The organism is Ralstonia sp. RRA (assembly GCF_037023145.1).
GTDB lineage: Bacteria > Pseudomonadota > Gammaproteobacteria > Burkholderiales > Burkholderiaceae > Ralstonia.
Genome location: NZ_CP146093.1, coordinates 127,703 through 151,978 on the forward strand (window position 1 = coordinate 127,703; position 24,276 = coordinate 151,978).

Here is a 24,276-nt window from a genome sequence, read left to right on the forward strand (position 1 = left end):
TATCAGGGCGGCGAAGCTCATACACGTTAGTCTCACTGGCCGCGTAACGGATTGCCGCGACACGTAGAGTAAGCGTTGGATTGGGCTGGGTAGTGCTGTCGGACATGCTTCCTCACTCTCGATTGCGCGACATTCGTGCTAATAAATGTGCCACTCTCTCGGCCTCGGCGAGCAATGCGGATCGTAATGGCGACCAGACATCACCGTGCCGTTCGACTGGCGGGGCAGCCCGTCGTACGCCTGGCGCCCTAGATCGAGCCCACCCTGTCCAAGCCTTCCGTTGGTGATATCTAAGCGGCTTTTCAACCGAGATCCGGCCGCGAGACCGCCGCCCACGGCCCTCCTAACGAGCGCCAAGGTTCACTCACTTCATTCCTGCCTATACTTACCAACCTAAGTTACGTTCATACGGCTGCGATTATCGAAGTCATCCACCAATCTAGGTACAACTACGCACTTTTCACGAGCCGTACATGAAGATTTCGTGTGAATAAGTCACCACTACTACTTGGGTGGGGTGAATCCGACCTGCAGCCGTTTTGCGATAATCACTGCTTTCGCAATCTCCGATTGGTAGAGGCACACATGACAAAACAGGAACCAGCCAAAGTCGAAATGGGCACGGCGAAATCCACACCGCGCAAGCAAACTGATGAACGCATAGCACACCTAGTCAAGGAGGCGTATCGAGGCTTGTCGAAGGCGTTACAGATTCGTTTGAAGGAACACGACGTCATGTACGGTCATTGGACGTTCTTGCGCATCCTCTGGCAAACCGACGGAATCACGCAGCGACAGTTGAGCGCACAGGCCGGCGTCATGGAGCCGACCACCTTCGCGGCGCTACAGTCGATGGAAAAGCTCGGCTATGTCAATGTCACGCGCCAGAAGATGCCGGACAGCCGCAAGCAGGTCCGAGTGTTCCTCACGCCGAAGGGCGCCGCGCTGCGCGCCGTCCTGGTGCCAGCCGCCGAGGAAGTTAACGAAATCGCGGTGACCAACATTCCGGCGAATGACGTCACCCTCGTTCGCAAGACGCTTGTCGCCATTATTGAAAACCTCGCGCGCGCGGAAGAACTAGGATCAGATAAGAGTGCCGGACACGAAGAGACCCCGACGACCAAACGGGTACGAAAAAGTGCGGCGCGGAGCTAGTGCTCCGGAGGCAACAACATACTCCGAACGGTAGCCACACAATGCGGATTGACCGGTAAGCGACACTACCCCGGCGTACTCGCGCTACAGCGGCCACCGGCCTCGGGGTGCGAGGTGTTGCCAGGTCCTTATGTAGGCAGCAGCAGTGACTCAGCCCACCTTGGTGCGCGCGGGTCGAACTGGGCTTCGAGCCCGCGACCGCGGCGGGGCGCAGACGGCTCCAGGCGCTGTCATAGGCGAGGGCCGCTCTTGATCTCGTAGCGGGTTGGCGTAGTCGACGATGGCGATCAGCACCGGCATCAGGGCGCTTTGAGGAAGGCATCTAGGTGGTAATGAGCGGCCTCGCGGGGCGCTACGGTCAGAACGCGTCGCCCGGCACGCGCACCCAGCCTTCCATCAGCAGGCGCGCGCTGCGGCTCATGATGACCTTCTTGACCACCCATTCACCATTGACCTGCCGGGCCTCGGCCCCCACGCGCAGCGTGCCGGACGGATGCCCGAAACGCACCGCGTTGCGCTCGCCGCCGCCGGCCACCAGGTTGACCAGCGTGCCGGGGATGGCCGCGGCAGTGCCGGTGGCAACGGCTGCCGTGCCCGGCATGGCGTGGTGCAGCTTGCCCATGGAGAGCGCGCGCACCAGCAGGTCGACGTCGGCGGCGGCCAACTTCTTGCCACTGGATGCAACGTAGTCGACGGGCTTGGCCACGAAGGCGACCTTGGGCGTGTGCTGGCGCTTGGCGGCCTCGTCCACGTCCTTGATCAGCCCCATGCGCAGCGCGCCATAGGTGCGGATGGTCTCGAACATCGCCAGTGCCTTGGGGTCGCCGTTGATGGCGTCCTGCAGCTCGGTGCCGGTATAGCCGATGCTCTCCGCGTTGACGAAGATGGTCGGGATGCCGACGTTGATCATGGTCGCCTTGAGCGTGCCGACGCCCGGCACTTCAAGATTGTCGACCATGTTGCCGGTCGGGAACATCGCGCCGCCCGCGCCTTCTTCCTCGGCGGCTGGGTCCATGAATTCGAGCTGCACTTCGGCGGCCGGGAAGGGCACGCCATCGAGCTCGAAGCCACCGGTCTCCTGGACTTCGCCGTTGGTGATGGGCACGTGGCCGATGATGATCTTGCCGATATTGGCCTGCCAGATGCGCACGATGGCGACACCGTTACGCGGGATGCGGCCGGGTTCGACCAGGCCGGCGCTGATGGCGAAGGGGCCGACCGCAGCGGACAGGTTGCCGCAGTTGCCGCTCCAGTCGACAAAGAGCTGGTCGATGGAGACCTGGCCGAACAGGTAGTCGACATCGTGGTCCGGGCGCGTGCTCTTGGACACGATCACGGTCTTGCTGGTGCTGGAGGTCGCGCCGCCCATGCCGTCGATCTGCTTGCCGTACGGGTCGGGGCTGCCAATCACGCGCATCAGCAGCGCGTCACGGGCATGGCCGGGAACCTGCGCGGTTTCGGGCAGGTCTTGCAGGCGGAAGAACACGCCCTTGCTGGTGCCGCCACGGATATAGGTGGCGGGGATTTTGATCTGGGGTACGTGAGCCATGGGAATCTTGGGTCCTGGTTATTCAGAAATTCTGACGCGCCAAGAATTGTTTGCACAACCGGATAACAGTTCTGCAGACCAGCGTAGGTGTAGTAAAAAAACGCCGGGAAATTTCCGGCGTTCTTCTCTTTTTTTGAAACGTACAACGATTTAAATGCCGAAGCTTTCGAGACTCGCCGGGTGGAACAGGTCCTTCGCATCAAGCGCGCGGATCGACAGACCTTCCTCGTGGTGTCGCTTCAGGAAGCGGTTCACGGTGTTCTCGTTCGCGGCAAAACCGTACGACCAGAAGTCATCGCCCATCAACTGGCGCGCAGCGCGAAGCTGGTTCTCGATAAACGGCAGCGTGACCTTGGTGGCCGACGTGTCGGTCAGACGGTGCAATGCGAGCGCTTTCGATTTCTCAAATGCCTTCATCACCGACATCGGAAGCCACGGGTGCTGTTCAACCAGCGTGCGACGAATGCCAAGCGTGTGCATGATCGGGAACAGCTTCGTGCGACGGTACCAGTCAGCGGCGCTCGCCTGCGGATCATCGAACAGGTACTTCACATTCGGCGAGCCGTGATCGAAACACGACGGTGCACGCGGGCCGATCAGCGCATCGATTTCACCCGCTTCGAGCATGCCGGAGATCGTCTTGCCTTCGGGCGCGTTCTCCAGCTTCACATCCGCAGGCAGGTTCAGTGTGATCTTCTCAACGCGCGTGGGGTCTTCGTAGCCGCCGCGAATCCAGTGAATATCCGAAGCCTTCACGCCGTATTCCTCTTCGAGGAACAGACGCACCCAGACATTCGCGGTCAGTTGATATTCGGGCACGCCAACGCGCTTGCCCTTCAGGTCTTCCGGCTTGTTGATATTGGCGTTTGCGTTGACGTACACGGACGTGTGACGGAACGCGCGCGAGGGAAAGACCGGCACTGCGATATAGGGTGAAGTCCCGTTCGCGGTCTTGACCGAGTAGCTGCTGAGCGACAATTCACAGATGTCGTAGTCTGCGTGACGGAATGCCCGGAAAAAGATTTCTTCCGGTTCCTGTAACATGAACGTCGGATCGACGCCTTCAATCTGCACTTCGCCGTCTACGAGAGGGCGCATACGGTCGTAGGGGCCGACCGCGACCGAAAGCTGCAATTTGCTCACACTGTCTCCCTTTAAAGGTCAAGTACCAGTTCATCTGACTTCGCGCGGGACACGCAAATCATGATGGCGCTGTCTTGTTCGTCGTCATCAAGCACGAAATCGCGGTGATCAGCTTCGCCAGCGCAGAGCACCGTCCGGCAGGCTCCGCAGGTTCCTGCTTCGCAAGAGCTGGGCGTTTCAACGCCAGACTCGCGCAACGCTGCCAGAATGCTTTGCCCAGGCGCGATATTCACGCACTTACCGCTGCGTTTGAGTGTGACGGTAAAGCTACCGGATTCATCGCCTGTAGACGTGCTCGTGCCGAAATCCTCGAAGTGGACCGCCGACGACGGCCAGCCCGATGCGCCATCACGCACGGCCTGCATGAGCGGGCGAGGGCCGCAGCAGTAGAGATGCGTATCGCCTTCGCGCGTTGCAAGCAGCTTGGCGAAATCAAGTGACTGTTCAGGGTTGCCGTGATCGTGGTGAATCTGGACGCGGTGCGATGGCAGCTCGGTAAGCTCTTTGAGAAAGGCAGTCGTTTCAGGCGAACGCGTGCAGTACACGAGCCGGTAGCGTGCGCCGCGCGCCTCAAGCTCGGCCATCATTGCGCGCATAGGTGTGATGCCGATGCCGCCCGCGATCAGCAGGTAATCGGACGCGTCATCGGTGAGCGCGAAATAATTCTCCGGTACCGATACACTCAGGCGCATCCCGACCTTCACGTCATTGATCATGCTGATAGAACCGCCTCGGCTGTTCGGGTCGAGCTTGACAGCCACAACATAACGATCACGCTCGGATGGCGCATTGCACAGGGAATAACGGCGCGCAATGCCGCGCGGCGTTTCGATCAGCACGTGCGCGCCGGCAGTGAATGCGGGCAGCAGCTCGCGATCTGGTGAGCGGAGTTCGAACTGGTAAATGCCGTCCGCAAGCGGAATTTTGCCGGCTACGGCGAGCGTCAGTGTTTTATTCATGATTGTTCAATCCGGTCTTTCCGGCGTCTCCTGAGATTGGGCTAGATGGCCTTCGGCGCGCACTGGTGCTCCAGCGAGATCTCGCAGCCATTTCGCGATGAGTGCAGTGCAGACAGGCAGATTTCGAGGTTTGCAAGTCCCCATTGACCGTCATGCAGCGCGGGGCGGCGTCCGGTGATCGCGTCATAAAATTCGGCCATCACGCGTTCACGCGGTGATGTCTCCGTGCGCAGCTTGAGCGAAGACATACCCTCATCCGTATAGACGAGCAGTCCCTCCGGGGACTGGCGAATTTCCCCGTGCTCGCAACTCACGAGCGTGAGGCCAAAGTGTGGCTGGTAGGGAGCGCGGCCGGGAATGGCGTGTTTCGCACGGGCCTGCTTGGCACGCAACTCATCTTCGGGGGCTATACGAGCGCGCGCAGCAATAGGTGCATTGAAGCCCCATTCGCCAACGCCGCTGACCAGTTCGGTGCTGGAGAAGCGGCCGTAGCCGTTGTAGACAGCCGTTGCAGCAGCACCATTTGCAAATTCGATGAACACGATGTGCGCGCCGGTCGCGCTGCGTTGCGCGTCAAAATCGAACGTCTTCGCGCGCACGGTACGCGCTTCACCGCCGCACAGCAGCCGAATGATGTCGAACTGGTGCGCGCCTTGGCGGATCGTCACGCCACCGCCTTCCTTGTCATTCAGTTCATCCGGGCGGCGCGGGCGATAGATCCAGTCGCTGTAGCACCAGGTGTTCACCATGCGCACCTGACCCAAGTCACCGCTCGCGATCAGGCTGTGCATCATGTGGACCGGTTCATCGTAGCTGTGCGAGTGACCGACCAGCAGCACAACACCTGCTTTCGTTGCGGCTTCCACCATCAACCGCGCGTCACTCAGACTGACCGCCATCGGTTTCTCAACCAGCACGTGCTTGCCTGCTGCACAAGCTAGCTCCACGTGCTCTCGGTGCAACTGCGTAGGCGAGCCAACGTACACGGCATCAAGACCGGAATGCATCAGCATTTCTTCGATCCTGGCGTAGGTCGCGATGCCGAATTCCGCAGCCGCTTCTGTGCGAATTTGCTCGACAGGATCAACGATAGCGACCAGTTCGAATTCCGGGCGCTGCGCGAGGGCAGGCAGGAACGCCCGTGCCGCTATGCCGAATCCGACCATACCAAGGCGCACACGCCCTGTAGGGTTTGAGATTGTGTTCATGAATTCTCCGGGTGCGAATGGCGTAACCTTAGGCAACTAAGTCAATATTGTCAATCATGGGCGATCCCCTACGACTCGCAACCGGTCCATTTCCTTCGAAGAAGGCGATATATCCTTGTTTTAAGCACATTTTTACAGAATTCATCTGGTAGGTGTTTACGAGCATTGCTGCTTAGGTACCTAAGTGTAAGATGAGTGCGAAGTTCAGTTGAGAACGAGCCTTTTCATCGCAACACATTGAGGGAACCCGTATGTTGACCGCAGAGCAGAACGTAGAACTGACGCGCGTAGGGCGCGGCACGCCGATGGGCGAACTGATGCGCCGTTACTGGCAGCCGATCGGTGCATTGTCGGAGCTGGACGGCAAGTGGACGAAGCGCGTGCGCCTGCTGGGCGAAGATCTTGTGCTGTTCCGTGACCGCCAGGGCAAGCTCGGTCTCATCGCGGAGCAATGCCCGCACCGCCGGGCATCGTTTTTCCACGGTATTCCGACTGAGAACGGCATTCGCTGCCCGTACCACGGCTGGGAATACAACGGCGCAGGCGAGTGCCTGAACCAGCCCAACGAGAAGGACAATCCGGAGTTCCGCAAGTCGGTTGGAACGGACTCGTACCCGGTGGAGGAACTGGGGGGCTTACTGTTCGCGTACATGGGGCCGCCCGAACTGAAGCCGCTGCTGCCGAGATTCGATGGCTTCGTCGCTGAAGGCGCGATTCGCATGATGGGCCGTGTGGTGTTGCCGATCAACTGGCTGCAAATCATGGAGAATTCGCTCGACCCGATTCACACCGAGTGGCTGCACGGTCACCATTATGAATTCCTGAAAGAACAGGAAGGCATCAAGGTCGCAATCAGCACGCACCACGAGAAGATCGATTTCAAGGAATTCGAATACGGCATGACCAAGCACCGTCTGCTCGAAGGGCACTCGGAACAGTCGGATGACTGGCAGGTCGGGCACCCCATCGTGTTCCCGAACATGCTGGCGGTCGGCAATGGCTGTGAGGCCACGCGCTACTACTCATTCCAGATTCGCGTGCCGGTTGATGACGAGAACACGCTGCACCTCTGGTACAACGCATATCTTCCACCGAAGGACGCAGAGGTGCCCGAGCACCTGTACGACAAGGTGTACACGTACAACGTGCCGTACAAGGATGCGGACGGCGAATTCATCGTGGACAACGTTGACGGCCAGGACATCATGGCGTGGATCACGCAAGGCACGATTGCCGATCGCACGGCCGAGAACCTTGGTTCTACCGACATCGGCATCGCGATGTACCGCAAGATGCTGCGTCGTGAAATTCGCAACGTACAGGACGGGAAGGACCCGAAGGGCATCGTGCGTGATGCAGCGAAGAACGAATGCATCGTGCTGCCCAACGAGAAGGACAAGCACCACAACAGTGACGGGTTCTCCAGCTTCATGCTTCGCACGCATGCGAAGTATTCGCCCATCGCACTGGACGTCGCGAAGGTGTTCGAGGGCGAAAAGAAGGGCGAAAGGCAAGGTGAATCGACCTTCGTATATTAAGTAACGACAACTTGCGCCCGGTTTCGGCCGGGCGCGCCATCAAGGACTTGCTGATCACCGAGCGTGCCAGGGTGCAGATTCGGCCCCGGATCGAGCATTCGCGTTCCACGTCGTCAAGAATCTGTTCGGTCATCTCAGGGTTCGCTGCAAGGGCGTGGCCAAGAGCGCTGTGCAGTTTTTTAGCCTTTAGGTGCTGGCAACAAAGTCATTGTTGGCGCTGCAGGGGAGCAGTCCGATCGGAGTGCGCAAAGGTGCCAGGAAGGAGGCGAAACGGGCGAAAACCCCGATCTGAATCGGCCTAGCTCACGCACATTTCGAAAGCCGTGATCCGTGGTTTGTGCAACATCAAGACCAAGCTTCATTGATCAGCACGTCCCTCGCGGGGTCAATACTGCCCCCTGATGCTCAGTTGAGAAGATATTCAGTTCATCAATTAAACATGGAATTTATGACTCTCGAAGAAGCACAACAGAAACTCATCGACGCGGGTCTCATCCTCGAAACGAACGGTCAGGGAGACTTCACGCGCGGTCACGTGTCGGTGCGCATGCCGGGCGATCCGTCGAAATTCATCATGAAGCCGCACAGCTACGGTTTCGATGAGATCACGCCCGAGAATATCGTCGTGTGCAACATTGACGGCGAGAAGATCGGAGGCGGTGGTCGCCGTCACAGCGAGGTGTTCATTCACTCGGAAATCTACAAGGCGCGGCCTGATATCACGAGCGTGATCCACACTCACCCCATTCACGCTGTTGCGCTGTCTGCGACGGGGAAATCGCTGAAGATGATCAGTCAGCCTGCCTGCACCTTCGCGGATGGCGTGCCGTACTACACCGACACGGTGAACCTGATCCGCACTCAGGATATGGGTCGCGGTGTCGCTCAGGCTCTCGGCAATTCGAAAGCGGTTCTGATGCGCAACCACGGTGTAGCGGTTGCCGGAGGCACGATCGAGGAAGCGGTGATTCTCGCGCTCGCGCTCGATGAGGCATGCCATATCCAGCTTCTGACGGAAGCGGCAGGCGGTGAGGGCGAGGTGTTCTCGGACGAAGATGTGCAGCGGCTGCATGACCAGGTGACGCGGCCGGAACAGTTCACCATCAACTTCGATTACCTGCGCCGTAAGGTGCAACGCGCTCGGGGCTGATGGCTACAGATTAACCGAGTAGCTACTTGCGGGCGGTACTGCAAATTGGTTCGGCCGAGCGCAGCGCCGCTTTGTCATTGGCAAAACAACACAACGGAGACGACACCATGTCCGTTCATCATGATCTGAAGCGTGCACCGCGCGTGTATTCAACGGGAGCAGCAACCAGGCTAGATGCTGCCCTTCAGGATGGACCCACTGCGCTTGCTCACGATGCTGGGCGGCGTGCAATTTAAAAAATGAACGATATCGATGCTCCGGTGCAGGACAACAGCCTTGTATGGTCTGATGCACGGCTGCTGGGCTTCACGCCGATGGATGAGACGCACATGGAATTCTATGATGTCGCGCTACGGCTCGTGACCTGCACCGACACGAGTGCGCTGGCCGCGATCGAGGAATTCGAGAAGCACGCCGTCAGCCACTTCGAGCAGGAAGAGGAGTGGATGCGCGCGACAAACTTTCCCCCGCGTGAGTGTCACATCAAAGAGCACGATGGCGTGCTGAAATCGGTTCGCGAGGTTAAGAGTGCGATCGAAGATGGGCGGGCCGGTTGCGCGCTCGCTCAGGACATCGGGGTGCGCCTGTTCCAATGGTTTCCCGGACACGCAGACTACATGGATTCGGCGCTTGCCGCATGGATGACGAAACTGACGATGGGCGGAAAGCCCGTTGTATTCAGGAAAAATATTTGAAATCTTTATTATTCGAGATGTAGAAAAACGCCGGTGTCATATCCACGCGCAGGCTGTTTATGGCTGGATGATTTTTACATCGCTGTGATTAAGTAAGAAGACTGCGCCACGAAAGTAGTCTTCATCTAGAAAATAAAGATTGTAGGGGAGACATGAAGAGAAAATTGGCAGTTGTAGGAATAACGACGGCGCTAAGTATGAGCGTTCACGCCCAGTCTTCCGTGACGCTTTATGGTGTTGCGGATGCTGGTATCGAATACCTGAACCACATTCCTAGCCCATCCAAGCAGAGCTCAGATGTATTGAGGATGACATCTGGAAACATTGCAGGCAGTCGCTGGGGCCTGAGGGGGGTAGAAGATCTTGGCGGTGGCTTAAAGGGGGTATTCGTACTCGAAGGGGGAATGTCACTGGATTCGGGGGCCGCTTCACAAGGAGGGCGGTTGTTCGGCCGGCGGGCGTATGTCGGGCTCGACTCTCCTTACGGTCAAGTTACCATGGGTCGTCAGAACAATCTGCTCTACGATTTGATCATCGGCCTCGACCCGATGACCTTGGCCCCCAAGTATTCTGCGTACTCTCACGACACCTGGCTGACCGGCCGTACGGACAATGCGGTCAAATACACAGGAAAGTTCGGCGGCTTTGCGGCTGAGGCTCTCTACAGCTTCGGTGTCGACTCGACGATTGTAAATGGGTCAGAGGTGCCCGGGAACAGTCGCGTGGGTCGTGAGATGAGCGCGGGAGCTACGTACGACATGGGGTGGTTCCGTATCGGCGGCGTGTACGATCAACTGAATGGCACATCTGTCGCCAACGCAGGGAAAACTGAGCGCAGATATGTAGCCTCAATGGCTGGAGTCATTGGCCCCATCACTGCGTACCTTGGGTACCGTAGATTGGTCAGCCAACTGTTGACTACGATGACACGGACAGATCTTTTCTGGGCGGGTGCTAACTGGAGTGTCGGCCAGGCGGTCACGCTGACCGGAGCGGTGTACAAGACGAACGACCGCACCTCTTCCAAGGATCCAATGTCCGTAGTGTTGTCTGCCGACTACCGCTTCTCGAAGCGGACGGATGCGTATGTCAACGCCTCCTATACCCTTAATAAAGGAGGCTCAGCATTGAGTGCAAACGGCTACGACGGATCGGTAATCGCGGGCGCGAACCAGTTGGGTGTCGTACTGGGTCTTCGTCACGCATTTTGATACTTGGAACGGGAGGCGGACTCGGTCGTCGGGTGCGCTGGTCCCGGTGTGTCGGTAGTGCTAACAACATTGATCGCTTAAGTATTGCAGAGTCCCTCGGTGTCGTTTCCATCCACCTCGATCGCGCCTCCTGAGTGCGTTCGAATATGCCATTATGCGCCCCCAACCATGCCTATCCATCGTCGCTTCCTAGTGCTAGCGCTTGCGCTTATCTGTACCCTGCCGACCCTTTCCCACGCCGCCGACCGCTTGGTCCGCGTGATCGTGCCATACGGCCCCGGGGGTGACCAAGACACCCTCGCACGCATCTTCTCGGAGAGGCTGGGCGCGGTACTCAACGAGAACTGGATCGTCGAGAACGTCTCCGGCGGCAACGGCCGTATCGGAACGAATCGCGTGCTGCGGGCCAAGCCGGACGGCACAACGCTGCTCTTCAGTTCCGGCATCCACTACCTCGCCCCGCTCGTCACGAAGAACATGCCTTACGACCCGATCGCCGATTTCGTGCCGATCAGCCCCGTCGTGCGGACGCCGATGGTCATGATGGCGAGCACGGCGCTCGTAAAATCATGTCGGGTGAGCGACATCATCGCAGCTATGAAGGCGACGCCCGACAAATACACGTTTGGCCATCCGGGCCGCGGGGCCTCCGGTCATATTGCCGCGGAAGTCTTCATGGATGCGGCTAAGGTGCGCGGCACGCTCGTGCCCTATAACGGCACCGGTCAGGCTCTGCTCGACGTGATGGGCGGCTCGGTGAACTTCGTCTTCGTGACGCCGCTGCTGGCATCCCACAACGCGAGTTCCGGCAAGCTCAAGCCAGTCGTGACGACGTCACAGGCGCGGCTCGATGGTCCGCTGAAGGACGTCCCGACCAGCACTGAGGTTGGGTTGCCGAGCTTCGTGACGACGAATGTCTATGGCTTCTGGGCACCGAAGGGATTGCCCCCGGAGGAGCTCGCCCGCCTGAGCAACGCCCTGCGCAAGGTTGCGGAACTCCCCGATGTTAAGCAGCGCTTAGAGTCGTTGGGGATGCAGCCGACTTGGGAGGCGCCGGCAACCTTCGCGAAGAAGATCGACGCCGACTTCAAGTACACACGCGAGGTGCTGACGAAGGCGGGAGTCAAGCCCGAATAGCCGACGCGTCGAAGATGGTTGTTTGGCGCCGCGGCCAAGTGGTGCAGTTGCTGCACCACTTGGCCAGGGCAGCCATGCAGCTTGAAGGTAGCCCTCGCCAAAAGGCGGCGGTTGGACGACGAACTGGTCCTCAACGGCAGCCCGGCATCCCATGGGAACAGCTCCCGCAAGAGCTGGGCTTTAGCAGCAGCATGATCTGCTGGCGCAGGCTGCGCGACTAGCAGGCGTCAGCGTCTGGTATCGCCTGTACCAGGTGTTGCCTGCCGACTTACACGGCGCCGGCCAGCTTGCTTTCAGTCGTGCCAGCGTGGATGCGGCCAGCGTGGCTAGGCCCGGGAGGGAGCCGCAAGTGGCCCCCCCTACGGACCGGGCAAACTCGGCACCTCGTCACCAACCGCCAGGGCAGCTCCCTGACCTTTTGCGCGTCACCCGCGGCGCTGACCGGCACGACTCGTGTACTCCCAAGATCAAAGGGAGCCGCGCTGCTTCATTCTAACTTGCGCCGTCCGCTCTTCGCCGAATTCGGAACGCGGATCAAGGCACTCCTGACATCCCAAGGCACTCGTCCCCCAAACCACACTCTTTCCAATATCGCCTTCAGGCTCTGCGAGACCGCCGTGCCTTCTCCGTGGTCGCCATACCTAATTTGAATGATGGCAACGGGACCGCCGAAACCACATCACCCAGCCGGCGGCCACAAAGATCCTGGGGGATATCGAAAACACCCTGCAGGCCAGGTTGTTCGATCGCCTGTCAAGGGATATGCGCCAGACTGAACTGGGCGAGTTCGCGCTGCGCTACGCGTCTACCGCACTGGCGAAACTCGGCAAGTTCATGAGCGAACTGGAAGCACTGCAGGCCGGCGGCCACGGACACCTCACGGTTGGCGCGATTTCGGCTTCTGCCGCGCAGGTAGTGACGTCGGTGCCACTATCAAAGTCGCGGTTGCGGCCATTCCCTTTATGATCTACGGCTGTAGTATTAGTGCGCCATTCCATGGACATGCGTCGTATGGCTTGGCATTCGGCTCAGATGCCGGGGCGGCATCTGGCTGAGGAGAAGCGCCACGCAGAGTAGCGTGCCGATCATCAGCATGCCTTCCAACCGTGCCCGTCCCACAAATCGCAGGCGCGGATCGCGCCCTCCTCGTCCTGTTTTCTCCCGGGTCAGCAATGACAAGACGGTCGCCGGCAGGCAACCCGCTCGCCCAGGCTTCCAAGGCGTGCGTGCCATACAGGCTGAAACGCTGGGTAGATAACTGAACGCTGGCATCGCCCTCGAACCGTTCAGCGGAAGGTGACACCGCGTTCATCGAAGGCGACCAGGCGCTGGTTGGGCCACGCGGTGCGTGTAGCGTGAGAGGTATTCGAGTACGGCGTCCGGTCCGGCAAAGGGACGCTTGGCGTAGACGACCCACTCGCAGGTGTGCAGCGGCGCAAGCCACCGTGCAAAGGTAGCCGCATTGGCAAGCTCCGTGTATTCGCCGAAGAACTGCAACTGGCCACGCCGGTGAGCGGATTCGAGCGCTTCGAGGAAGCGGCGCCGGAACAGACTCGACAGGACGCGCACGGGCAGGAAGAAGCCGGGCCGACACGCGATCCACCGCTCACCATCGGGCGACAGGCCCCCGCCTGGGATGATGCCGTGCACATGCGGATGATGCGTCAGCGCCGAGCCCCAGGTGTGCAGCACGAGCGTGGCGCCAATCTGGGCACCCAGGTGCCTTGGATCCGCGGCGATGGTATGCAGTGTTTCGGCGGCGATGTCGAACAGCAGCCCGTAGATCACCGTCTTGTTGTACCAGGCGATCGCGCCGCGCGGTGCAGGTAGCTTGAACACCACGTGGTAGTACTCGACGGGCAGCAGGTCGGCCTGTCGCGCCTCGAGCCAGCGGTGGGCGGCACTGGTCTGGCACGTCGTGCAATGGCGGTTGCGGCAGGAGTTGAAAGCGACCTCGATGCGCTCGCAGCCTGAACAGCGCAGCGGGATGCTTTCGCGGCGCGCAAGGTCCTACCCGGCGGCGATCACAGGAACTTCGGGCTACCGCCTAGGCGCGAGTTGACACCATTTCTTTCGCAGCGGTGACACTTTTAGTACGGTCTACGAGAGTGGCGTTATGTAGATGTAGTGTATTGCCCTCCAAGTCCCGACGTGGGTGGACGAGCTATTCAGTCAAATTTCCGGCGCAACACGATGGGCTTTCCACCCATGTTCTGTTTGGTCATCCAGGCTGCCAGCGCCGAATCCAGGTAGTCGGCATGACCTGGGAACCAGTCAAAGAGGGCCATTCCGATGTTTCGAACCAGTTCGGCGCCCGCCGTCCCCTGTGCGACGGCTTGCTTGACTTCATCGATCGACTTCAGCACTGCCGCATGCTCGTCGACGTGGCAGTCCCGCGGAGGGAAGTTGGTGGAGCGCATCCATTCGTCTTCCTGCCCGAAATGGCTGATCGCGTGCTGCTCGAATTGTTCGATCGCTTCCGCGGCGCTTGCCTCCGAGCAGGTCACAAGTTTCAGTGCAAGCGTGTAGAACTCCTTATGCACATTGTCCATGGGCGTGAACCCGAGCAGACGCGCATCGGACCAGGCGAGACTGCTGTCGCTAGCCGGTGTCGGCGCACTGGCATCCCGGGTTGACGGGGTACGGGAGGACATCTGGTCGTTCATGTTCAAGGTCTCATGTCGCACCGGGGATGCGATTCAGGAACCGCGGCGCTGACGTGGCCGCGGCTTCGCACGTCGCGGATGTATCCATGAATACATCTGCGACGTGCTCCCATTTTACTGGCTGCGCAAAGGCCGTTGGCTCAGTACCTGGTCGGCAACAGCCGAGCAGAGGCGCTGCCATGGATGTGGGCTCAGAGGTCCAGTACCAGTTCGGCGGATTTAGCGCGCGACACACAAACCATGATCTGCGCTTCTTTCTCATCGTCCCGCAGCACCAGATCCCGATGATCCGCCTCACCCGAGCACAGCCCGGTCCGGCAGGATCCGCAGGTGCCGCTTTCGCATGAGCTCGTAACGTGCAAGTTCGCGGCGCGCAGCACGTCAAGGATCGAACGATCAGCCGGGATCTCCAGGGATGTGCCGGTGCGCTTGAGTTGGACCATAAACGGCGTGTTCACCTGTGCGTTCGCGTTGTTTGCGCCGAAGCTCTCAAAGTGAACCGTGCCAGACGGCCAGTGACCCGTCATGTCGCGCACCGTGTCCATCAGCATCTGCGGGCCGCAGCAGTAGATGTGTGCTGCCTTCGGCCGCTCGAACAGGGTCCAGAAGTCGAATGATTTGGCGGGGTCGCCGAAATCGTGGTGAATCTTCACTGTCGAGCGCCACTCGTCGCTGCTGAGTTCGTCTAGGAACGCCGTACCCTCGGGGTCGCGGGCCAGGTAGTACAGCTTGAAATCCCGCAAGCCTTCCGCCTTCAATTGGCGTGCCATCGACAGCATCGGCGTGATGCCAATGCCACCCGCGACAAGAATGAACGACTTCGCGCGCTCGTCGAGCGGGAATTCGTTTCGCGGCAGGGACACGTCAATCAGATCCCCTGCGGACGTGTTGTCGATCAGGCTCATGGATCCGCCGCGACCGTTGCTGTCGCGCTTGACCGCGATGACATAACGATGACTTTCCTGCGAATCGTTGCAGAGGGAATAGCTGCGGCGCATGCCATTGGGCACCACGACGGTCAAATTCGATCCGGCTTCGAACGGCGGAAGAGGCGCGCCCTGTGGGTCGGTCAGCTCAAAGCGCCAGATGTCGCGTGCAATCTTTTCCTTCTCCGCGATCTTCAGCGGCAGAAAACTGCTTTCCTGGGTAGTCATGTCTGTCTCCCTCTACTTGTCGACCTGATTTGCTTCACTTGATGGGTGGCCTGTATCTTATGACTAGAGATCTAATTATGCAAGAGATGTAATCGGCGCGTAAAACTCTGGGCTCGGTATAAACCCTCACTTGTCACAGACACCAAGGCCTCGTAGTCTGATAACTAGACGTCTAATTAAATGTTTGACAACGAGAGGCCGCCACCGCCCAGTGCGGAGGTCAGACCGATCGAGTCGACAAAACGCCCCCAAGAGACAACGAAATGAGAGATTCCACGTTGAGCTACGTGGATGCGCCCCCGCATCTGAGCTCCGATTCCGTAGCCGTCGAGGCGACCTATCGCAAGATCACACTCAGGCTGATGAGCTTTCTGTTCCTCTGCTGGGTGCTGAACTATCTCGATCGCGTCAATATCAGCTTCGCGCAGTTGCAGTTGAAGCAGGACCTGGGACTGAGCGATGCCGCCTACGGGCTCGGCGTGAGCCTGTTCTTCATCGGCTACATCTTGCTCGAAGTGCCGAGCACGTTGCTGCTCAGGCGCATCGGCGCACGCAAGACCGTGACGCGGATCATGCTGTTGTGGGGCACCATTTCCACCGCCATGGCGTTCATGAACGCGCCCTGGCAGTTCTACCTCGCCCGGACGCTGCTCGGTGCGGCCGAGGCGGGCTTCTGGCCGGGGATCATCCTCTATCTCTCGTTCTGGTATCCGGCGAAGCGTCGCGCCCGTATCACGTCGCGATTCCTGCTGGCGATTGCCGCGGCCGGCATCATCGGCGGCCCGCTCTCGGGCCTGATTCTCCAGAATTTCACGGATGTCTGGGGCTTCCGCAACTGGCAGTGGCTGCTGTTCCTTGAGGGCCTGCCGGCTGTGCTTGCAGGTGTGTTTGCCTGGTTCTACCTGGTCGACAAACCGCAGGATGCGGCGTGGCTGACTGCCGCACAAAAGCGCATTGTCGTGGCCGCCCTGGAGGAAGAACATCGCCAGAAACCGGACAGCGCGCCGAGCCGCCTGATGGTTGCGCTGCGCGACCCGCGCGTCTATGTGATTGCAGCAGGCTGGGCCACGGTACCCATTTGCGGCACGATCCTGAACTATTGGACGCCAACCATCATCAAGCAGACGGGCATCTCCAACATGCTGGAGATCGGCTTCCTGTCGGCATTGCCTTACATCGTTGGCGCCGTTGCCATGCTGCTGATTGCTCGCAGCTCCGATATGCGGCTTGAGCGTCGCTGGCACTTCTTTCTCTCTACAACGGCGGGTGCCGCGGGCGCAACGCTGTTGACCGTGCTGACCCACAACCCGGCCGCTGCGATCGTGTGCCTGAGCCTCGTTTCGGTGAGCTATTTCGCCGCCGCTGCCATCATCTGGACCATTCCGCCGAACTACCTCAAGGGCGAGGCGGCCGCGGGCGGGATCGGCGTCATCAGCAGTCTCGGCCAGGTCGGCGCCTTCTTCGCCCCGATCGTGCTCGGCTGGGTGAAGACCGTGACGGGCAGTTTCTCGGCGGGCATCTTGCTGGTTGCCGTGCTGGTCTTCACTGGTGGGATTGCGGTCCTCTTCGGCGTGCCACGTGAGCAACAGGCGCCGCAATCCGATGCGTGAGAACGCACGCAATGGATCGATTTCGATTGTTAGAAAGGAACATCAATGAGCAAGCTTCAACTTTCCATCGTCGTGGGCAACTATGACCGGATGCGTCCGCTGATCGACGGCGACGTCCAGATCGACGGCGTGGATCCCGTGTTCATGTTGCAGGACCCGGAAGAAATCTTCTTCCGTGCCTTCCGCCACGCAGACTACGACATTTGCGAGCTTTCGCTCAGCAGCTATTCGGTCAAGACGGCCGCCGGCACCTCGCCGTACATCGCCGTGCCGGTGTTCCCGTCGCGAGCGTTCCGGCACAGCTCGATCTACGTGCGTGCCGATCGCGGCATCAACCGGCCGGAAGACCTGAAAGGCAAGCGGATCGGCGTGCCCGAATACCAACTCACGGCCAACGTGTGGGTTCGCATGTTCCTCGAAGAAGAGTATGGCGTGAAGGCGTCGGACATACTGTGGGTGCGCGGCGGTTACGAAGACCCGACGCGTGTGGAGAAGATCTCGCTGAAGCTGCCGGAAGGCGTCATGCTTGAAAACGCCCCGGAAGGGAAGACGATCTCGAATCTGCTGGCCGAGGGCGAGATCGACGGCGTGATCGGGCCGCGTGCACCGTCGTGTTTCGACCGTGGGCACCCGCAGGTCAAGTACCTTTTCGACGACCCGCAAAAGAGCGCCGCGGAATGGTACGAGCGCCACAAGCTGTTCCCGATCATGCACACGCTCGGCATCCGAAAGACACTGGCCGAGCAGCATCCGTGGCTGCCTGGCGCCATCGTGAAAGCCTTCGAGCATTCGAAGGAAGTGGCACTAGCCCGTTTGAGCGACACGTCGGCGACCAAGGTGACGCTTCCGTTCATTGAAGACCAACTGCGCAACGCGCGACGCTTGATGGGCCACGATTTCTGGTCGTACGGATTCGCCAACAATGAGCACGTGATCGACCGCTTCCTCGCTCAGCACCACGCCGAAGGGCTGTCGAGCCGCCGTCTTCAGCCGGCTGAGTTGTTCCACCCAGCCAGCCTGGAAAGCTTCAAGATCTGATTCCGCTGCTGGTCGACTACGCGTTATCCAAGCGCACAGACGCGTATGTGGAAGGTCCTACGTCGCAACCGTTCAACGGCCAACTTCGGCTTTCGCGGTCCGACGTAGACCTGGTGCGGGGCACGGATCAAGCGGGTGTGACGGCCGGTATGCGTCATACCTTCTAAGTTCGTAACGCATCGGTGCGCTGCTGCCAAGCGGCACACGCACCGGCGAACGCGCTATGATGTCAGCCGTTTTGGTTACCGTCACGGCGAGGAAAGCATGGTTGCAACACCCTCTTCCGGCAAAGCAAAGGCTTCCCGAGAGGATCCCATTCTGCGGCACTGGCGCGAGGCCGTGCCGGATGATCGTCTTGCGCACTTGGTCAAGGATGCGGGTCGCGCGATGGTGCGAGGGCTGCAAAGGCGTCTGGCGCAACATGAGGTCTCGTTTGGCCACTGGGCGTTTCTGCGCATCCTGTGGGTTACCGACGGGCTGACGCAGAAAGAACTCAGCGATGAGGCCGGCACCACCACACCGACCACTTTCAGCGCAGTGTCCGCGATGGAGAAACTCGGATACGTCGAACGTCGCTATGCCCCGGGCAATCGCAAGAACACGCACGTGTATCTCACGGCGCGCGGCCGTGCCCTGAAAAACAAGCTCGTTCCACTGGCTGAAGAAGTCAACGAGATCAGCGTCAAGGGCCTGAAGACCACGGAGATCAACCTTGCGCGCAAGGTGCTCCTGACGATCATCGAAAACATGGCGCGCGACGAAGCCGAGACGGATGACCCGGCGCTGCGGATACCGTCCACGCGGGAAATGGGCAGTCTGATCGCCTCGCGCGGCGAGGAGTAAAAAAAAGTACTTGATGCGTGCGGCTCGCATCGGTTGTTGGCAGGTTTCCCTCTTTCACATATTCAATGGGTTGGCGACGGCGCTTCAGCGCGGCCGTCGTCGATCTCATACATTTTTTCCGCTCAATATACGGACCTATCAAATGGATGTAGCAACCCACGCGGCGATGACGCGCAATGTCTGCGAAGCGCTCGCGGAAGATGTTGGCAATATCGACTGGACGTCCCAGCTCGTCGACCCCGCCGCCTCGGCCAAGGCGGTTCTCACGGTGCGCGAAGCTGCGGTGCTGTGCGGCAGGCCGTGGTTTGAAGAAACCCTGCGGCAGTGCGAGCCGGGCATCACGATCGAATGGTTCGTTGGTGAAGGCGAATGGATGCGCGAAGGGCAGGCGGTGTGCCAGATCGGCGGGCCGGCGCGCGGCATTCTGACTGCGGAGCGCACGGCGCTCAATTTCATTCAACTGCTGTCGGGCGTGGCCACGGCGACGCACGCCTTGGTGGAGATCGTCAAGGGCACAAGGGCGCGGATTCTCGACACCAGAAAGACCCTGCCCGGACTGCGTCTGGCGCAAAAGTATGCGGTGCGCATCGGTGGTGGCGAGAACCATCGCCGAGGACTGTATGACGGGATCCTGATCAAGGAGAACCACATCGCAGCGGGTGGTGGGATTGCGCCGACGGTGCGCGCCGTGCAGGAACTTGGTGCGGGCGTGCCGGTGCAGGTCGAGGTCGAGACGCTGGATGAACTGGCGCAAGCGCTCTCTGCAGACGCCGGGGCAATCCTGCTCGATAATTTCTCGCTGGAACAAATGCGGGAGGCGGTGCGCATCAACAACGGGCGCGCGAGCCTGGAGGTGTCAGGCGGCGTGACAACGGAAACGCTGCGTGCTATTGCGGAAACGGGCGTGGACCGCATTTCCGTTGGCGGGCTCACCAAGCATGTCAGGGCGGTGGATTTCTCGCTGCGGGTCGAGGCGCTAGGCGCGTAGTGTTGGCTGGGGCAGTCCTCGTCGGCTGCCCACCGAGCCACGCAAAAACAAGAAGCCCTCGCTATGAACTGCGCGAGGGCTTTCTGTTTTCTGGCGAGGATCAGAGCGACACGTCTTTGCCGGTTTCGCTTGATTCCAGTATGGCGATGCAAATCTCCAGCGTGCCCTTTGCCCACTCACCGTCATGAAGAGGCGCCTGCCCCGCGATGACGGCGTCGTAAAGTTCGTCGATCACTTCACCGCGCGGCACGGTGGGGCGGGAAAGCGGCAGCGTTTCCCGTTGCTGGTCGCCGTACACGATGATGGAATCGGGCAGGGGGCGCAGGTCGGCGTGCTCGCACGCCACGATTACCGGGCCGAAATGCTGATGGCAGCGTGTCGGCTCGTCTGCGGCGGTCGAGGGCGGCTTGTAGGCGGCGCCGCCATACGTGCCGGCAGCCTTGAGCTGCGCTTCATCATTCGAGGAGGCGAGGGTCGCCAGCCGCCTACGAGCGCCACCGTAGGCATCGGGATTTGCATGGTCACCCATCTCGCCGATCCAGCCCATCCACTCGTCGCTGTTGAAGTGGCCATAACCGCTGTACGAGAGGGAGGCATAGGCGCCATTCTCGAACCAGATCAGCGCCGAATACGCGCCTTCGGTCGGACGCTTCGAGTCCCACCGGCCGACACTGGCGCGCAGGTGCGTCGCGCGCGAGCCCGCGAGCATCCGCACGATATCGACCTGGTGCGCGGCCTGGCTGAATACGGCACCGCCACCTTCAGCCGTCAAGAGTTCCTCGGGGCGGCGCGGCCGGTATAGATAGTCGGTGTAGTTGAAGGCCTGGATCATCTTCACCGCACCGAAATCGCCCGAGCGGATCAGTTCGCGCGTGCGCAGGTACGGCGTATCGAAGCTGTGGCAGTGTCCGACGATCAGATGCACGTTTGCAGCCCGGCACGCGGCGATCATGCGATCGCAGTCGGTCGCGTTGAGGGCCATCGGTTTCTCGACCAGCACGTGCTTGCCGTTGGCTGCGGCGATTTCGGTGTGCTGCGCGTGAAACTGATGGGGGCTGGCCACGTAGATAACTTCCACATCGGGGTCGCCGGCCAAGTCGAGCACGTCTGCGTAGGTCCGTGCGCCGAAATCGGCGGCGAACTGCTGCCGGGCTTCCTTGCGCGGGTCACACGCGGCGACGAGTTGAACCCTCGGGTCCTGCAGGAAGGTGGGCAACATCAGCGAAAACGCTCGCCCCAGTCCTGCGACCCCAATGCGCAAACGGCGCTGTTCCATGGCCGGCTGCATGGCTTATTGCCTGACCTGATAGTCGGTGGCGATTGCTGCGGGCTCGTCATCCGGCAGGGCATGTTTCGCGCTGACATAACGGGCGGCGTACGCACGCCAGTCGCTTTCCTTCGGCACCACTGCCTGATACGAACAGACCGTCTGCGGGATCGCCTTTGCGCCGGTACCGATGGCTTCGGCGTCCTGCTCGAACTCTGCGATGGCATCGAGCATGCGGCGACGGAATTCGACAATGGCGAGATCGCTCGCGCCCAGGCGCTCGTCCGAACGATTGGCGATCGGACCCATCGTGACCCACATGGCGATGTCCTGGTTCGGGAAGCCCGTGATGCCGGTGAAATTGCCGGCCTTCATTGCTTGGCGGTCTTGCCAGAAGCGGTTCTCGTGGTTACGTAGCGGACGGTAGCGCTCGTCCAGATCGGGGCCGATCTGTTGACGGAGGAACTTGCGCCAGGTTTCGGTTTCCGGCGTCGTCGCGGGATCGCCCCACGCGATGAAGTAGAACGCCGTATTCGTGTCGTCCATCGGCACGTTGATGTTGGCGACGTTATAGAGGTTGTTGGGTGGGATCAGCACGGTGCCGGGTGCAACGAACACCGTCGAGCGCACGTAGTCGTGCGTGTTGGCGTTGAAGATCGGGCGGCGCAGCGCAGCGTAGCGGAAACCATATTCGGTGCGCTCGACCTGCAGGCGCGGTGCCTTGTCGGTGGACGGGCGCAGCCAGTTCTTCGACGTTGCCTCGGCGCCGCCGACGCGTGCCGGCACGAAGTCTGACGAATGCAGGCTTGAGCTGTGTGCGGAATCGATGGCGCCCTCAAGGACCTGTGCCCAGTTGCACGGCAGCAGCGCCTTTGCGATGCTTACACGGGTGTCGGCGGTCGGTGCCCAGGCGGGTGCGACGAATTCGGGAATGGCGTCCTGCGGACCCATGTAAGCCCAGACCATGCCACCCCATTCCTTCGAAGGATAGGCCTTGTGCTTGACCTTCTCGGTCATGCCGCTGGCGGCCGGCTCGGACACCATTTCCAGCACATTGCCCAGCACGTCGAACTTCCAGCCGTGGTACAGGCAGCGCAGGCCACCGTCTTCGTTGCGACCGTACACCAGCGATGCGCGGCGGTGCGGGCAATACTCGTCCATCACACCGACGCGGCCTTCGTTGTCGCGGAACACGACCAGGTCTTCGCCGAAGACACGGGCCTTGACCGGCGCGCCGTCCGGTTCGCTGACTTCTTCAATCAGGCAAACAGGGGTCCAGTGCTGGCGCATCAGCTTGCCCATCGGGGCATCGCCTTCTACGCGGCACAACAGTTCATTCTCTTCATGGGTCAGCATATTTGTCTCCAGGCGGTCGGTCGCCTTCGTCAACCGGTACCGTTCAATTCTATTAGAGATCTAGTGAAACTGACAAGAAGATTTGATTAGGGTCAACCCGGGGCCGTGTCGCGACCTGTCTCGCGGCCGATGACCGGCAGCCCCAGCGGGCGTGTCTCCCGGGCAGCGGGGTGGGTGGCAGTCCATGGGCGCGGCGGTAGCGTGCCTGTTTGGCGATCAGCTTGTTGGTGGCCGGTCCTAGCCGGGTCTGGTTGCCGAGCTAGGCGGTGACGGTGGCCGGGGCGTCGGCCGCGCCAATCCGCGTGGGCATGGCCGGGGTGCGGTTGATGCCGGCGGCGCCAGACAGTGGAGGTTTCGCGTACAGGCGAGAGATGATCGACCTATCTCACATCGAGCAGGCCAGGAGCGCCGGTCTCTAACTAGCGGCACTCACGGACGCGGCCGCAACAGGCCACGATGCGTCCGCTAGCTCACATATGGGCACCGCTAGCAGAATTAGTGAGCGCCAACAGCAGGCGTGAATCCTGAGCCTGGTCATCAGGCTCAGGAATAGCATCGGATGGACTTTGCTACTTACTCGGCCACGACATGCGCAACCTTGATGGTCTGCGCATAGCGAGCCGTCTCGTCGGCGATGACCTTCGCATAGTCCGCGCTGGATCCTCCCACGGGTTCGATACCGGCAACGTGGAACTGCGAGACCACCTCGGGAATTTTGACTGCCTCGGAAACCGCGTTGGCCATTTTCTTAACCACGGCGTCCGAGGTTCCCTTTGCGGCGAGCAACCCGACCGTCACAGCGAAGTCATATCCTGGCACCACCTCCGAGATCGCCGGAATCTGCGGCGCAAGAGTGGAGCGCTTCAGGGAGTTGCTGCCGAGAATCTTGACCTGGCCCGATTTGACGAAGCCCGACAGCGACGGCAAGGCAGCAAACACCACCTGGACCTGGTCCCCGATCAAAGCCGGAACGGACTGGCCAGAGCCACGAAACGGTACGTGCTTGATATCCAGCTTGAGGGCGGCTTTCAGTGCTTCCATCGACAGGTGATGGGTGCTGCCGATGCCGGAAGATCCATAGTTCAGCGTGCCCGATTTGGATTTCGCCAGCGCGACAAAATCGTTGAGTGAGTTGGCTGGAACGCGGGCATTGACGGCGAGGAAGAGCGGAGACGTGGCGGCAAGCGAGACGGGTACGAAATCGCGCTTGGGTTCATACGCCAGGTTTTTGTAAATCACCGGATTGATGGACATCATCGAGCCGTCGGTCACCAGGAACGTGTAGCCGTCGGCAGGGCTCGTCATGAGCGCCTGGGCGGCGACCACGCCATTGGCGCCGGGCCGGTTGTCAACGACGACCGGCTTGCCCAAGCGTTGGGTGAGTTGCTGGGACAAAACGCGCGCAACGGTGTCAGGCAAGCCTCCGGGCGCGTAGGGAACGATAAAGCGGATGGGCTTGGTGGGCCAGGCATCGGTGCTGGCCATGGCCAATGCGGGAACGAATGCTGCGGTGAGTCCGAGGCCCAGGCTGAGGCAAAGCCTGCGTCGTGCAAGCCGGATTTGGGGGCGGTTCATATGTTGTCTCCACTTTACGATCGTAGTGCACGCG

The 24,276-nt window shown here is 60.4% G+C and carries 19 protein-coding genes and 3 pseudogenes; 12 read left to right on the forward strand and 10 right to left on the reverse strand.

From position 1 onward, the window contains the following. The first annotated feature begins 615 nt into the window (after positions 1 to 615). A complete protein-coding gene (locus V6657_RS27555) occupies positions 616 to 1,155 on the forward strand; it encodes a MarR family transcriptional regulator (protein WP_259394439.1) in 540 nt (179 codons plus the stop codon). 358 nt (positions 1,156 to 1,513) lie between these two features. Here the strand turns inward: V6657_RS27555 and prpF are convergent, their stop codons facing one another. The 4 genes from prpF to V6657_RS27575 all read right to left on the reverse strand — a co-directional run bounded on the left by prpF (position 1,514) and on the right by V6657_RS27575 (position 6,014). Then, positions 1,514 to 2,704, reverse strand: a complete 1,191-nt coding sequence (gene prpF / locus V6657_RS27560) for a 2-methylaconitate cis-trans isomerase PrpF (protein WP_182557880.1) — start codon at positions 2,702 to 2,704, stop codon at positions 1,514 to 1,516. Positions 2,705 to 2,854: 150 nt separating this feature from the next. Continuing rightward, positions 2,855 to 3,847, reverse strand: a complete 993-nt coding sequence (locus V6657_RS27565; RefSeq protein ID WP_182557879.1) for an ABC transporter substrate-binding protein — start codon at positions 3,845 to 3,847, stop codon at positions 2,855 to 2,857. An 11-nt stretch (positions 3,848 to 3,858) separates the two neighbouring features. After that, on the reverse strand, positions 3,859 to 4,806 hold the full coding sequence (locus V6657_RS27570) for a PDR/VanB family oxidoreductase (RefSeq protein WP_182557878.1): 948 nt from the start codon (positions 4,804 to 4,806) through the stop codon (positions 3,859 to 3,861). A gap of 41 nt (positions 4,807 to 4,847) precedes the next feature. Then, a complete protein-coding gene (locus tag V6657_RS27575) occupies positions 4,848 to 6,014 on the reverse strand; it encodes a Gfo/Idh/MocA family oxidoreductase (protein WP_182557877.1) in 1,167 nt (388 codons plus the stop codon). Positions 6,015 to 6,265: 251 nt separating this feature from the next. Here V6657_RS27575 and V6657_RS27580 point away from each other — a divergent pair, with 251 nt between their 5' ends. The 7 genes and pseudogenes from V6657_RS27580 to V6657_RS27610 form a co-directional block, all read left to right on the forward strand. After that, the gene (locus V6657_RS27580; RefSeq protein WP_182557876.1) at positions 6,266 to 7,552 is read left to right on the forward strand and encodes an aromatic ring-hydroxylating dioxygenase subunit alpha; all 1,287 of its coding nucleotides are present in this window, start codon (positions 6,266 to 6,268) and stop codon (positions 7,550 to 7,552) included. A gap of 38 nt (positions 7,553 to 7,590) precedes the next feature. Continuing rightward, a pseudogene (locus tag V6657_RS27585) lies at positions 7,591 to 7,739 on the forward strand (transposase); the annotation flags it as partial. A gap of 252 nt (positions 7,740 to 7,991) precedes the next feature. Further along, a complete protein-coding gene (locus V6657_RS27590; RefSeq protein ID WP_259394437.1) occupies positions 7,992 to 8,702 on the forward strand; it encodes a class II aldolase/adducin family protein in 711 nt (236 codons plus the stop codon). A gap of 239 nt (positions 8,703 to 8,941) precedes the next feature. Continuing rightward, positions 8,942 to 9,397 carry a hemerythrin domain-containing protein gene (locus tag V6657_RS27595; RefSeq protein ID WP_182557875.1) on the forward strand — a complete coding sequence of 152 codons (456 nt, stop codon included), beginning with the start codon at positions 8,942 to 8,944 and terminating at the stop codon, positions 9,395 to 9,397. Between the two features lie 197 nt (positions 9,398 to 9,594). Continuing rightward, positions 9,595 to 10,608, forward strand: coding sequence for a porin (locus tag V6657_RS27600; protein WP_338755947.1), 1,014 nt, complete (start codon positions 9,595 to 9,597; stop codon positions 10,606 to 10,608). A 168-nt stretch (positions 10,609 to 10,776) separates the two neighbouring features. Beyond that, the gene (locus tag V6657_RS27605; RefSeq protein ID WP_182557873.1) at positions 10,777 to 11,745 is read left to right on the forward strand and encodes a tripartite tricarboxylate transporter substrate binding protein; all 969 of its coding nucleotides are present in this window, start codon (positions 10,777 to 10,779) and stop codon (positions 11,743 to 11,745) included. Between the two features lie 675 nt (positions 11,746 to 12,420). Further along, a pseudogene (locus tag V6657_RS27610) lies at positions 12,421 to 12,669 on the forward strand (LysR family transcriptional regulator); the annotation flags it as partial. A gap of 365 nt (positions 12,670 to 13,034) precedes the next feature. Here the strand turns inward: V6657_RS27610 and V6657_RS27615 are convergent. From V6657_RS27615 to V6657_RS27625, 3 genes and pseudogenes are all read right to left on the reverse strand, one after another. Beyond that, positions 13,035 to 13,734 (reverse strand): annotated as a pseudogene (locus V6657_RS27615) (transposase); the annotation flags it as partial. Positions 13,735 to 13,913: 179 nt separating this feature from the next. Then, positions 13,914 to 14,411, reverse strand: coding sequence for a hemerythrin domain-containing protein (locus V6657_RS27620; protein ID WP_182557872.1), 498 nt, complete (start codon positions 14,409 to 14,411; stop codon positions 13,914 to 13,916). A gap of 191 nt (positions 14,412 to 14,602) precedes the next feature. After that, a complete protein-coding gene (locus V6657_RS27625; protein WP_182557871.1) occupies positions 14,603 to 15,565 on the reverse strand; it encodes a PDR/VanB family oxidoreductase in 963 nt (320 codons plus the stop codon). Between the two features lie 263 nt (positions 15,566 to 15,828). Between V6657_RS27625 and V6657_RS27630 the strand changes: the two genes are divergently transcribed. From V6657_RS27630 to nadC, 4 genes are all read left to right on the forward strand, one after another. Beyond that, the gene (locus V6657_RS27630; RefSeq protein ID WP_182557870.1) at positions 15,829 to 17,175 is read left to right on the forward strand and encodes an MFS transporter; all 1,347 of its coding nucleotides are present in this window, start codon (positions 15,829 to 15,831) and stop codon (positions 17,173 to 17,175) included. A gap of 45 nt (positions 17,176 to 17,220) precedes the next feature. Then, the gene (locus tag V6657_RS27635; protein ID WP_182557869.1) at positions 17,221 to 18,213 is read left to right on the forward strand and encodes an ABC transporter substrate-binding protein; all 993 of its coding nucleotides are present in this window, start codon (positions 17,221 to 17,223) and stop codon (positions 18,211 to 18,213) included. 264 nt (positions 18,214 to 18,477) lie between these two features. After that, positions 18,478 to 19,056 (forward strand): MarR family transcriptional regulator, encoded by a 579-nt coding sequence (locus V6657_RS27640; RefSeq protein ID WP_182557868.1) that lies wholly within the window; start codon positions 18,478 to 18,480, stop codon positions 19,054 to 19,056. 142 nt (positions 19,057 to 19,198) lie between these two features. After that, positions 19,199 to 20,044 (forward strand): carboxylating nicotinate-nucleotide diphosphorylase, encoded by an 846-nt coding sequence (nadC, locus tag V6657_RS27645; RefSeq protein ID WP_182557867.1) that lies wholly within the window; start codon positions 19,199 to 19,201, stop codon positions 20,042 to 20,044. Positions 20,045 to 20,144: 100 nt separating this feature from the next. Here nadC and V6657_RS27650 read toward each other — a convergent pair whose 3' ends face one another. From V6657_RS27650 to V6657_RS27660, 3 genes are all read right to left on the reverse strand, one after another. After that, entirely contained in the window at positions 20,145 to 21,320 is a 1,176-nt protein-coding gene (locus V6657_RS27650; protein ID WP_182557866.1) for a Gfo/Idh/MocA family oxidoreductase, read from the reverse strand. A gap of 15 nt (positions 21,321 to 21,335) precedes the next feature. Continuing rightward, positions 21,336 to 22,667 carry a Rieske 2Fe-2S domain-containing protein gene (locus V6657_RS27655; protein WP_182557865.1) on the reverse strand — a complete coding sequence of 444 codons (1,332 nt, stop codon included), beginning with the start codon at positions 22,665 to 22,667 and terminating at the stop codon, positions 21,336 to 21,338. 573 nt (positions 22,668 to 23,240) lie between these two features. Next, on the reverse strand, positions 23,241 to 24,242 hold the full coding sequence (locus V6657_RS27660; RefSeq protein ID WP_182557864.1) for a tripartite tricarboxylate transporter substrate binding protein: 1,002 nt from the start codon (positions 24,240 to 24,242) through the stop codon (positions 23,241 to 23,243). Between the last annotated feature and the right edge of the window lie 34 nt (positions 24,243 to 24,276).

Excerpts from the sequence above, each read along its gene's own strand:
- V6657_RS27555 (WP_259394439.1), top strand. The coding sequence starts at position 616 with ATGGGCACGGCGAAATCCACACCGCGCAAGCAAACTGATGAACGCATA.
- prpF (WP_182557880.1), bottom strand. The coding sequence starts at position 2,704 with ATGGCTCACGTACCCCAGATCAAAATCCCCGCCACCTATATCCGTGGC.
- V6657_RS27570 (WP_182557878.1), bottom strand. The coding sequence starts at position 4,806 with ATGAATAAAACACTGACGCTCGCCGTAGCCGGCAAAATTCCGCTTGCG.
- V6657_RS27575 (WP_182557877.1), bottom strand. The coding sequence starts at position 6,014 with ATGAACACAATCTCAAACCCTACAGGGCGTGTGCGCCTTGGTATGGTC.
- V6657_RS27580 (WP_182557876.1), top strand. The coding sequence starts at position 6,266 with ATGTTGACCGCAGAGCAGAACGTAGAACTGACGCGCGTAGGGCGCGGC.
- V6657_RS27590 (WP_259394437.1), top strand. The coding sequence starts at position 7,992 with ATGGAATTTATGACTCTCGAAGAAGCACAACAGAAACTCATCGACGCG.
- V6657_RS27595 (WP_182557875.1), top strand. The coding sequence starts at position 8,942 with ATGAACGATATCGATGCTCCGGTGCAGGACAACAGCCTTGTATGGTCT.
- V6657_RS27600 (WP_338755947.1), top strand. The coding sequence starts at position 9,595 with ATGAGCGTTCACGCCCAGTCTTCCGTGACGCTTTATGGTGTTGCGGAT.
- V6657_RS27605 (WP_182557873.1), top strand. The coding sequence starts at position 10,777 with ATGCCTATCCATCGTCGCTTCCTAGTGCTAGCGCTTGCGCTTATCTGT.
- V6657_RS27620 (WP_182557872.1), bottom strand. The coding sequence starts at position 14,411 with ATGAACGACCAGATGTCCTCCCGTACCCCGTCAACCCGGGATGCCAGT.
- V6657_RS27625 (WP_182557871.1), bottom strand. The coding sequence starts at position 15,565 with ATGACTACCCAGGAAAGCAGTTTTCTGCCGCTGAAGATCGCGGAGAAG.
- V6657_RS27630 (WP_182557870.1), top strand. The coding sequence starts at position 15,829 with ATGAGAGATTCCACGTTGAGCTACGTGGATGCGCCCCCGCATCTGAGC.
- V6657_RS27635 (WP_182557869.1), top strand. The coding sequence starts at position 17,221 with ATGAGCAAGCTTCAACTTTCCATCGTCGTGGGCAACTATGACCGGATG.
- V6657_RS27640 (WP_182557868.1), top strand. The coding sequence starts at position 18,478 with ATGGTTGCAACACCCTCTTCCGGCAAAGCAAAGGCTTCCCGAGAGGAT.
- nadC (WP_182557867.1), top strand. The coding sequence starts at position 19,199 with ATGGATGTAGCAACCCACGCGGCGATGACGCGCAATGTCTGCGAAGCG.
- V6657_RS27650 (WP_182557866.1), bottom strand. The coding sequence starts at position 21,320 with ATGGAACAGCGCCGTTTGCGCATTGGGGTCGCAGGACTGGGGCGAGCG.
- V6657_RS27655 (WP_182557865.1), bottom strand. The coding sequence starts at position 22,667 with ATGCTGACCCATGAAGAGAATGAACTGTTGTGCCGCGTAGAAGGCGAT.
- V6657_RS27660 (WP_182557864.1), bottom strand. The coding sequence starts at position 24,242 with ATGAACCGCCCCCAAATCCGGCTTGCACGACGCAGGCTTTGCCTCAGC.